This window comes from Chitinophaga nivalis (genome assembly GCF_025989125.1).
Taxonomy (GTDB): Bacteria; Bacteroidota; Bacteroidia; order Chitinophagales; family Chitinophagaceae; genus Chitinophaga; species Chitinophaga nivalis.
Genome location: NZ_JAPDNR010000001.1, coordinates 6,090,484 through 6,101,076, shown reverse-complemented (window position 1 = coordinate 6,101,076; position 10,593 = coordinate 6,090,484). Strand labels below are relative to the sequence as shown.

Annotated in this window: 8 protein-coding genes; 5 read left to right on the top strand and 3 right to left on the bottom strand. The window is 47.3% G+C overall.

The features are described from left to right. Positions 1 to 6: 6 nt before the first annotated feature. From OL444_RS23015 to OL444_RS23005, 3 genes are read left to right on the top strand one after another with little or no spacing between them, the layout of a single operon-like run. Positions 7 to 2,439, top strand: a complete 2,433-nt coding sequence (locus tag OL444_RS23015) for an outer membrane beta-barrel protein (RefSeq protein WP_264729491.1) — start codon at positions 7 to 9, stop codon at positions 2,437 to 2,439. 44 nt (positions 2,440 to 2,483) lie between these two features. Continuing rightward, positions 2,484 to 4,103, top strand: coding sequence for an MBL fold metallo-hydrolase (locus OL444_RS23010; protein WP_264729492.1), 1,620 nt, complete (start codon positions 2,484 to 2,486; stop codon positions 4,101 to 4,103). 1 nt (position 4,104) lies between these two features. Continuing rightward, positions 4,105 to 5,526, top strand: a complete 1,422-nt coding sequence (locus OL444_RS23005) for an FAD-binding oxidoreductase (protein ID WP_264729493.1) — start codon at positions 4,105 to 4,107, stop codon at positions 5,524 to 5,526. A 349-nt stretch (positions 5,527 to 5,875) separates the two neighbouring features. Here the strand turns inward: OL444_RS23005 and OL444_RS23000 are convergent, their stop codons facing one another. Further along, positions 5,876 to 6,721: a lysophospholipid acyltransferase family protein gene (locus tag OL444_RS23000; protein ID WP_264729494.1), complete on the bottom strand. Its 846-nt coding sequence runs from the start codon at positions 6,719 to 6,721 to the stop codon at positions 5,876 to 5,878. A gap of 191 nt (positions 6,722 to 6,912) precedes the next feature. Here OL444_RS23000 and OL444_RS22995 point away from each other — a divergent pair, with 191 nt between their 5' ends. After that, on the top strand, positions 6,913 to 7,911 hold the full coding sequence (locus tag OL444_RS22995) for a helix-turn-helix transcriptional regulator (RefSeq protein WP_264729495.1): 999 nt from the start codon (positions 6,913 to 6,915) through the stop codon (positions 7,909 to 7,911). Positions 7,912 to 7,969: 58 nt separating this feature from the next. On the opposite strand, the gene OL444_RS22990 is transcribed toward OL444_RS22995, so the two are convergent. Continuing rightward, on the bottom strand, positions 7,970 to 8,713 hold the full coding sequence (locus OL444_RS22990; RefSeq protein ID WP_264729496.1) for a hypothetical protein: 744 nt from the start codon (positions 8,711 to 8,713) through the stop codon (positions 7,970 to 7,972). Between the two features lie 327 nt (positions 8,714 to 9,040). Then, positions 9,041 to 9,229 (bottom strand): class I lanthipeptide, encoded by a 189-nt coding sequence (locus OL444_RS22985; RefSeq protein ID WP_264729497.1) that lies wholly within the window; start codon positions 9,227 to 9,229, stop codon positions 9,041 to 9,043. A 587-nt stretch (positions 9,230 to 9,816) separates the two neighbouring features. On the opposite strand from OL444_RS22985, the gene OL444_RS22980 reads away from it, so the two are divergent. After that, positions 9,817 to 10,533, top strand: a complete 717-nt coding sequence (locus OL444_RS22980; protein WP_264729498.1) for a thioesterase II family protein — start codon at positions 9,817 to 9,819, stop codon at positions 10,531 to 10,533. The last annotated feature ends 60 nt before the right edge of the window (positions 10,534 to 10,593 follow it).

Below are 10,593 nucleotides of genomic sequence, written 5' to 3'. Positions count from 1 at the left end.
ACCGGAATGAAGAGGTATATCGCTGCCATGATGTGTTTGTTTTTAGGAATGGTTGTAGCACTGAAAGCACAAACAGGAGAGAAAGGAAACATACATGGCAGCTTATCGGATACACAGGGGAAAGGCGTGCGGGATGCTACTGTGATGCTGAGCCGCACCGGCCACCCGGCGGTATTGAAAACCGCGTTGAGCGATGCAACAGGGAAGTTTTTGTTTGACGGGCTGCCACCGGGGAGCTATACGATTACAATAACGGCGCCCCGTTTTGAAACGTTTATCCGGCAGGATATAGCCGTGCGTGATGCGCAGCCCTCCGTGGGTCTGGGAGCGTTGTCACTGCAGCCTGCCGTGGTGAAATTGAATGCGGTGACGGTAAAGGGCGAAACCCCTTTTATTGAACGGCGTATCGATAAAACGGTGGTCAATGTAGAAAACAGCATCGTCAGCATCGGCGCTTCCGCATTGGAAGTATTGGAAAAATTACCGGGCGTCCGCGTAAAACAGGACGGACAAATCAACCTGGAAGGAAAGGCCGGCGTAACGGTATACCTGGATGGCAAAGCGTCGCAGTTATCTGCCGAAGACCTGGCGAATCTACTGCGGGGGATGCCGGCATCCGGGATACAGAAAATAGAGCTGATGCCTAAACCTTCCGCCCGGTACGATGCCGCCGGTAGTGGTGGCATCATTAATATTGTCAGAAAGAAAAACCGCAAAGACGGCTGGAACGGCAGTGTGAATGGCGGATACGGACAGGGAAGATACCCGAAGTACAACGGAGGACTGGACCTGGGCTTCCGGAACCGGCAATACAATCTGTACCTGAGTTACGCCTACATGGCCAACAACACGTTCCGAACGGCAGCGACTACACGCAGATTTCTGGAGCCGGGCAACCACTTCACGGAATTTGTATCGGAAAATTATCATATCCGGAAATACAGGACCCATACGCCTACCGCAGGTGTTGATTTTTATCTTTCTAAAAGAACTACGCTGTCGGTATCCGGTACAGGAAGTTTTCAGACCTATCGCAGTAATTCCGATGCCTGGTCTTTGGAATCGTACAATGGCGCAAAACCTGTGAACCGGTATGATTTTTTAAACAAGACCAATGACCGGTTATCGAATTATGCAGCGAATATGCACCTGGTACACCAGACGGATACCAGTGGCGGTGAGCTGACCGTGGACCTGGATTATTCCTATTACCGGAAAACGTCTTCCCAGGATATGATCAACCGGAAGACCCGGCTGGCAGATGATTCCGTGGGGGCAGAAAATATCCTGCTGGATCAGGGAGGTAAACTGCGTATCTATTCAGGTAAGATAGATTATGTGCGGCCACTGCGGCGGGAGATCAGGCTGGAGGGCGGCATAAAACTCAGCTACGTCCGTTCAGACAACCTGATGGCGTTTGTAGGGGGAGTAGGCGGTCCGCTGGTACCTTACAGTCATAATGATTTCCGGTATACCGAACAGGTGAATGCCGCTTACCTGAATCTGAACAAGCAATGGCAAAAAGTAACTGTGCAGCTGGGGCTGCGCGGTGAGCAAACCATTGGAAATGGGCGGCAGGAACTCACACAGCAGGAAGTAAAGCAAAATTATATACAGTTATTTCCGTCTGTTTTTGTCGACTATAAGCCCAATGCAGTACATGGCTTTAATTTTCAGTTTGGGAGAAGAATCGATCGCCCGGCTTACCTGGATCTGAATCCGCTGCGTCGTATCAGTAATGCGATTTCGTTTATGCAGGGGAACCCTTATCTGAGGCCGCAGCTGTCGTATAATGCCGCTGTCACCTGGTCGTGGAAAGGAGACCTGCAAACTACGTTGGGATATACCCGGTATACCGATTTTATGACAACGATGGCATTTCCCGATGCGGAAAAAGGGGTGTCAGGAACCATGCTGGTGAATATTGAACAGGGACAATCCTGGAATGCGGATGTATCCTATTCGAAAAAAATTAATCAGTGGTGGACTTCCAATAACAGTATATCTGTATTTTACCAGGCCTTCCGGGGCCGGGTAAATGGCATTGATTTCAGTAATGACGGCAAGCCTTCTTTTTATATCAATACCAATAATAATTTCGCTATTACCAAACAATGGTCGGCTGAATTAACCTATTGGTATCTATACAAAAACCTGGATGGGGCTTCTGTTTATGAACCCAACAGCAGCCTGAGTATTGGCATTAAAAAATCGCTTTTCGGAAACCGCGGTTACCTCGCATTGAATGTAACGGATCTCCTGAAAACAGAAGCATTTGTATTTAATACCAACTCCGGCAGTATCTATGAGTTGTGGGATATCAGGAATGATACCCGGGCCGTGAAACTGAACTTTAATTACCGTTTCGGAAAAGGCAACAATAAAAAAATGAAGTTGCGTTCCGGTGCGGAAGAAGAACGGAAGCGGGCCGCCAAATAAAGGGGCATTTTTGATCTTGTTAAACATTTTAAGTCACACTTTATATGAAAAACGGACTATTTCATCTGAAACCGAATGTAATTATTGGTCCTCTGGTAGACAGGTGGTATGCCTGGACGCACCTGATTTCGCCGGCTACTGCAGCGATGAATGTAGTAGGGCGGCACCTGAAAATCATGAATTCCTACATCAAGGCTCCACAGATACACGCCGCGGCCGTAAAGAACCCCAAAATGCTGGGAGGTCCTTTTATGGATTATAACGGCAAAAGAGTAGCGGAAGTAAAACAGCTGCGGGATGAGACCCTCATCCGGCAGGCCGATGCTATTGAGTTTGCCAAAGCAGTAGTGGAGCTGGACCAGCTGCTAAAAAGTATTGCCAAAGGATATTCCCTGGAAGCGTTGTACGATCAGGTACCGGAAGTACTGAGAGGATATGTGGAGCTGGTATATGATCTCAACAACAATCCTTCTTTCCGCGTATTTGAATCCTTATTGTATAAAAGCCGGTTTTATGCGGAAGCATCACAAAGCATTGCTTTGTGGATCACGGATAACGACCAGCGTCCGTTTTGTTTAAGTACCCCCCAGCTGGATGATGAAAATGTATTGCACTTGCCGATTCCTTTTCATCACGCAGGTATAGATGCCCTCAGTAAAATGAAAAGAGAAGCTGGCGCTATCGATGAAGTAGCGGCTTTACTGGGCGTAGCCGATAAAGACCGGGCTTTGTTCGATACCTTTTTTACGGAGCAGGAACATCCGGCCTATCGCAAGTATACGGGTAACAAGGCCCGCATGCGTTATTTCGGACATGCCTGTATCCTGATAGAAACGAGGGATGTCAGTATCCTGGTAGATCCGCTGGTGAGTTACTACGGCTATGAATCCAGTGTGGAGCATTTTTCCGACATCGATTTGCCGGATGTAATCGACTATGTGCTGATCACCCATAACCACCAGGATCATATTGTACTGGAAACCCTGCTGCCTTTGCGGCATAAAATCAGGAACCTGATTGTGCCGGCTACCAATAGCGGCGCCCTGCAGGATCCCAGCCTGAAACTGGTATTCAAACAGATGGGCTTTAAAAATGTAGTCGAAATTGATGAAATGGAAGACATCCGCTTCGAAAACTGTGTGATAACAGGTTTGCCTTTTACAGGCGAACATAGTGATCTCAACATCCGGGCAAAAGCCTGTTATCATATTGCCATCGAGGAATTTACCTTCCTGTTTGTGGCAGATTCGAGGGTGATGGAACCCAAATTATATGAACACGTACAACAGGTCATTGGTGATGTGGATGTACTGTTCCTGGGGATGGAATGTGATGGGGCCCCGCTTTCCTGGTTATATGGGCCGTTGCTTACGGAAGAAATTACCCGCGACAACGATCAGTCCAGAAGGCTGGCTGGCTGCGATTTTGAAAGAGGTATGCACCTCATCAATATCTTTCATCCGAAAGAAGCGTATGTATATGCCATGGGGCAGGAGCCCTGGCTGGAATTTATCAGCAGTATCAAATATACCGATGAGTCCAACCCGATTGTGCAATCCAATATGCTGGTAGCTGCCTGCGCAGAAAGGAACATTATCACAGAAAGACTATTCGGGGAAAAAGAATTGTTGTATGATTATGAACAGCAAACAGTATTAACCTGATATGATAACAACAACCAATAATGCAGTGAACCTGCCGGAAATCGTTGTCGCTACGTTGCGGACGATCTGCGGGGACCGTTATGTGATAACGGACACGGATATCCTGTATGGATATGGTAAGGATGAAACGCTGGACCTTCATTTCCCTTTTGATATATTGGTTAAACCGGGAACGGCGGAAGAAATTGCGGGTATCCTGCAATTATGCAACGAACACCGGATCCCGGTGACGCCACGAGGCGGTGGCAGCGGAGTGACCGGCGGCGCGCTGCCCGTAGAACGCGGCATTGTACTGTCGTTGGAAAGACTCAATAAAATCGTCGGTATCAACACGGTAGACCATTGTGTAACCGTGGAATCCGGCGTGGTCACCGCCGACCTGTGCGCCGCCGTACAGGAAGCGGGGCTTTGTTTTCCGGTACCGCCCAGCAGTGCTGCCTATTCTTTTGTGGGTGGTAATGTGGCGGAAAATGCCGGGAGTATCAGCTCCTGTAAGTATGGCACCACCCGGCAGTACGTGTTGAACCTGCAGGTCGTATTGCCCACGGGAGAAATCATCTGGACAGGCGCCAACGTGATGAAAAATTCAACAGGATTCAATCTGACACAGCTGTTTACCGGGAGCGAAGGCGTGCTGGGTATTATCACGCAGGTGGTATACCGGCTTATTCCGGCCCCGAAACATCAGTTGTCGCTGCTGGCGGGTTTTGAAAAGCTGGAAGATGCCTGTGCGGCTATTGTTGCCATTAAACAATCCGGTATTTTACCTGCTGCGGTAGAATTGATTTGCCGGAATGCCATGGAGGTGGCCGCCGCCTTTTTAGCGGAGCCGTTGCCACTGGTAACAGACCAGATAAATGCGCATGTGTTGCTGAACCTGGAAGAGCGCAGTGAAAACCGGCTGATGGAAGCCATGGAAGAAGCTGGCGCTATACTGGAAAAATATACCGGAGAAAATATCCTCACAGCTACCACAACGAAGGAAAAAGAGCAATTATGGAAGCTCCGGTTTAATATCGGCGCGGCTTTAACCAGTGGCGCTAAAAAGTACCGCGACATTGACATTGCCGTGCCTTTATCTGTTTTGTATCCTTATATCCGCCAGGTGGAAGCGATATGTGCCGCACATGGTGTGACAGTGGCCTGTTTCGGACATGCACTGGATGGTAACCTGCATACGATGCTGCAGTTTAATGCGCAGGCAGATGCCGCAGAAGAAAAAAGGGTGGCGCAGGTAGTGGCGGAAATCTATGATTTCGCTTTGGCCAACGGCGGCGTCATTTCCGGTGAACACGGGATTGGCCTGTTACAGCGTCCTTTTATGTCCAAACAGTTTCCTGCCGCCCAGCTGGCGTTGATGAAAGATATTAAAACCCTGTTTGATCCCAATGGGATATTAAATCCGGGGAAAGTGGTGCTGTAACCCACTGTAACGCATATACGGATGCTACCTTTGCTGCAGTTGATTCCTCCGCGGCAGCAAAGGTAGCATCCGTTATTTTTTTAAGGCTGTCAGCGGGCAGTCTTACTGCCGCCGGTACAATGGCGTTGATACCGGCCGCCCGAACGGTTGTCGGGGAGGCGGGGCAGGTATAAAGCGCGGGAGAAAAACGGTGCTGCAAACAGGAGCATACCTGACCAGACAGCCGGATGTCTTCATTCCACGGTGCTGTTATGACAGCCCACAATCAGAAAATAGAGGATACCGGTAACCAGTAATAATAATAGAATTGAAAGTCCGCCTGCCATACAGCAGATTTTAAACAGTGTCATCATGGTTGTAAGCATTTAGTTTTCCAGCGACGATGCGTCCACAGCCAGTAGGCGGGAGACTTACGGATGTCGTTTTCCAGAAACTGGTTGAACTTTTTGGTAATATTATGTGGCGCCATCGCGGTGGGATGGTCGGTAATCAATTCAAAGGTGACTTCCCAGTGGCCGGGTTGACCGGATTTATTGATGACCGCATATACCACTACGGCATCCAGTGCGGTGGCGAGTCTTTCTGCTCCGGTCAGCACATGGGTGGGTTGGTGGAGGAAGTTGACCAGGCATTCCGCTTTCCGGGCGGGAGACTGGTCAGAAATCATCACATAGGTACTGGCTTTCTTCCGGTTAGACAACATGAATCGTGATGCCTGTTCCTGTGCCAGCAGCTTTAATCCGAAGCGGGTGCGCAGTTTTTCCATGATGCGGCCGGCGAATTTATTGGACAAGGGCTTAAAGACCCCGTAAATGTCAAAGGAAAAATACCGGGGCCAAAGGCTCACACATTCCCAGTTGCCGTAATGTCCCAACATGATAATTATATTCCGGTGCTGCCGGTGATAATGCTCCAGTAATTCCGTGTTACGCATTTTTAACTGCCTTTTCAACTGTTTTTCAGGCCTGGTGAACATGCGGATGATTTCCAGGAACAGGTGGCTGAAATGCCGGTAAAACTGACGGGTCAATTCTTTTATCTCTGCATAGGAACGTTCAGGGAAGGATCGTGACAGGTTTTGCATGACTACATCATAACGGTAGCGGAATACTTTATATACAAAAAAATAGATCAGCCGCTCCAGTCCCTGCAGGTTGGTACCAGCTTTCATGATATGGTGGTTTCTAAGTATCATTTAAAGAATGTTAAAATCTGGTTAAAATCATCCCCCGGACATAGGGGGAGGTCCGCGTTAAGTGTCGGTAATACATGCTTGTTGTTTAGCAATAGGTTTTAATTAGTTTTTTATTTATCAGCAAATTGACGCTTTATACCAGACCTGCTGTTGCAGAAAACGGAGGAAAATTTGCGTAAAACGGATTTTTTATGACAGTTGTGTTTACCAATGATGCCAGAGAAAGGATATCCATACAGCCGAATCCTGTACCGGTACCGCATGTAAAGCCGGAGATATGGCAGGAAGAACAGGCGGATATTGCGGATTGCGCGCAACTACGTTTTCGTCACCTTTATTTTGATGGCGTACATATTGGGTACTGCCACCTGGATATCCACGAAAACATACAGGTAACTACGGAGGAAACAACACCTTTACCGGGTTTTGTTTTCCTGCAACAGGGTTCCTGTAGCGTCACGTCATTTGAAGATCGTACTACGCGTCATTATACGGCCGGGCAACATACGGTGTTGAAGAATCCATATGCTACCGCCACCACTGTTTTTAAAAAGCAGCACAATATGCAATTGTTTCTGCTGAGTTTTCTGCCCGAACGTTTTCAGCAGCTGGTACAGGATATCGGCCCGGTGACAGATGAACTGGCCAATAGTATGTTTCGCTATCAACCCGGGCCGCAGGCCTGGCACGACAGCCGGCCTATTACGCCGCGCATGCAGTTCCTGATCAGTGAAATCAGTAACAACCATTATCAGGGAACCTGGAATAAATTATACCTGCAGTCGCAGGTACTGGAACTATTAACATTACAGTGCGAGCAGCTGGAACAAACTGTGGCAGCACCGAAACGTGGTTTCCGGTTGTTACCGGCAGATATTAAAAAAGTGGAGCTGGCCCGCGATATCCTGTTACATGATTTACAAAATCCACCTTCTTTCACCATGTTGTGCAAACAGGTAGGATTAAATGAATTTAAATTAAAGAAAGGTTTTAAACAGGTCTTTCATCATACGGTTTTTGGTTACCTGAAAGATCATCGCCTGGAAATCGCCCGCAGCCTGCTGTCGGCAGGGGAGCTGTCTGTAACGGAAGTCGCTTATGAAACCGGTTATACTACGTTGCAGCATTTCAGTAATGAGTTTAAAAAGAAATTCGGGGTGAGCCCGGCAAGAATAAAACAACGGATATAACCATGAAAAAAGGTTGCTCTCCTGCCAGAGAGCAACCTTTTTATACAGAAAGAAAAAACTAGAAATTGGTGGTCAGGTAACTTTTCAGATTAGGATCTGAACTGCTGAATGTAGATGCGTTGTAAGGCGGTCTGCTGGTGCTGCAGTAATTAGCTTCTGCAGATACAGCAAAGTATTCACCCTGGTTAGACAGTACATAGGAACCTGCCGGATAAACACCCGCTGTACGGATGTTGCGGTAGTAGTTGATGATGGTAGAGTTGTTAAAACCTCCGGATACCCAACGATCGTGGAGGTAGTGGAACAATTCATGGAAGATAACGTTACCGGCGCCGGTATGTACCTGGCGGTATACATTGAAGTTTACAATATATACGTTACCGTTAACATAAAATAAATCACCACTTCCCGGGCTGGAATATACATTGATAGGAGCGCCGGTCATGCGTGACTTGGTGGTAGCAGTGATGCTGGTGTTGTACAGTTGATCAATTTCTCCGTTTACTAACGTTTTAATGTCGTTAGGAACACTGGCGGCGTAGTTGATGGTGAATGAACGGTAAGTGGCAGCTGCTACCGCGCCTGTGGCTTGGCCACGGGCATTTTTGTTGTTGTTGAAAAAGTCGATCACTTTTTGTCTCTCAGGCGTGATCGTTAAATGGTCCTCTACAGCTTGCTCTGCTGCTGGTTTTTCCGGGGCTACAGGCCCGTCATTAGCGTTTTCTTTTTTACAACTGGAGATGGTAAGCAGTGTTACCAACAGGGCTAATGTTGAGTTAACATAGATTTTGGTGCGTCTCATAAAACTAGAATTGAGGTTTAGAATAAATCAAATATAATTTATTCCCACTAATTCTATAGTCTGTATGTAATATTTTTTTCTTGCTGAAAAAATGGACAAAAGTAGTATAGCGATCCTTGCTGCTATTGACTTTACAGTGACTATGGAATTTTGTCTACAGTAACAACATGGTGTGTTTTTTATACACATTTGTAAAAATGAAAAGAAATTTGTGAACCAGATGATAAGGTGGTTGTGTTAAAAATCCGCTATAACAAAGTGTTACAGCGGATTTACCGGCACTACCGGTCATGGTTATACGGCATTTGGGCCGCATGGAACATGGAATCAGGCATTACAGATACGCACAGATTCACAGGCAATGATGCCACTGTAACAGGCTTCATTACCGGGACAGGTGATGCTTTGCACGGTAGTAGTAGGAGCGCCACCGCGTATTTGTTCGGGTTGTACGGGTTGCAGCGCGGCAATCCTGATTTTTTTTAACTGCAATTTGGAAGGGGATTGTTTTTTCATGTTAAAGGGGATTTATTGGTGATAAACTACTGCAATATAAACAGCATCCGGATAATTACTTATCCCGGCTGCTACGTGTTCTCAGAAAGCGTACCCTTAACCCTTAATCGGGGAGAAATACGCGCAGGTAATTGCCGCATCCCTGGTGTGTGATGCAGGTAATATATAATAGCAGGATACCTGCCCATCTGTACGCTGTGACAGGAGCGCACCACCGCAATATCAGCAGCAGTGCCGGTTATAGGCGGTATAATGCCCTTAATGAGTTAACAATTATTTATTCTCTTTTTTTGGGAGGTTAACATTTGTTTGTTAATTTAGTGCGATAAAGAACCTACTGACATTGATGCTGTTGAGATAGAATTACCTATAGTGTTGCCCTGTTGAAGAGAGGAGAACCCGGATTCCTGAAATTTAAACCGCTTTTACCCTGCACCCGGGCCCGTTTCCCAGTTGCTGTTATCTGTATGAAAGTCCGGCCGGTACACCTGCCCATTACTATTTTCCGATTATATATTATGAACATGGTAGTAGTCGTGTATCCGTTACCGTTGTACAGGAAGACCTGCTTTTAAACCCTGGTTGATATGGAGAAAATAAACCTGATTTGTTTACCCTTTGCCGGCGGCAATAAACATGCTTACCGGCATTTCGAAGCGGTAGCACCGTCTTCCCTGCGCCTGCTGCCATTCGAGTATCCCGGCCGGGGCCAACGTACCCATGAACCTTTACTGGATGATGTACACGACCTGGCTGCAGATATTTACCGGCAGGTGAAAAATATATTGTCTAACCGGACCTATGCCATTTATGGGCATAGCCTGGGCGGATTGATTGCTTACCTGCTCACCCGTATGATCGTGGAAAACGGTCATGAGCCACCTGCACATCTTTATATAACCGGTACCAGCGGCCCGGCAGATCCGGCCCGGCAACAGGATCCCAAACATTTACTGCCGATAGCTGATTTTATAAACATCGTCAGAGAGATGGATGGGAGTCCTGCAGAAGTACTGCAGCATGAAGAATTGTTGCACTACCTGGAGCCGATACTGCGGGCAGACTTCAAAGCCAGTGAATTGTATCGCTACGAGGAAAAACCGCCGCTGGATATACCCATTACTGTAGTGACAGGTACCCGGGAAGTGATGTCTGCGGAATCAATCCGGTTATGGCAGCAGGAAACAACTATACCCGTGGATTTCCGGCGGATGCCCGGTAACCACTTTTTTATAAACAGATTTTCCTATGAACTCATGCAGCTGATTGCCAAAAAAACAGTTACCCAAATAAAAACAGGATGACCACCTGTTTGTTGCCCTCGCTTTTTAGTGTAACCCTGGGCGTTAGCCGGAGAAAATCAC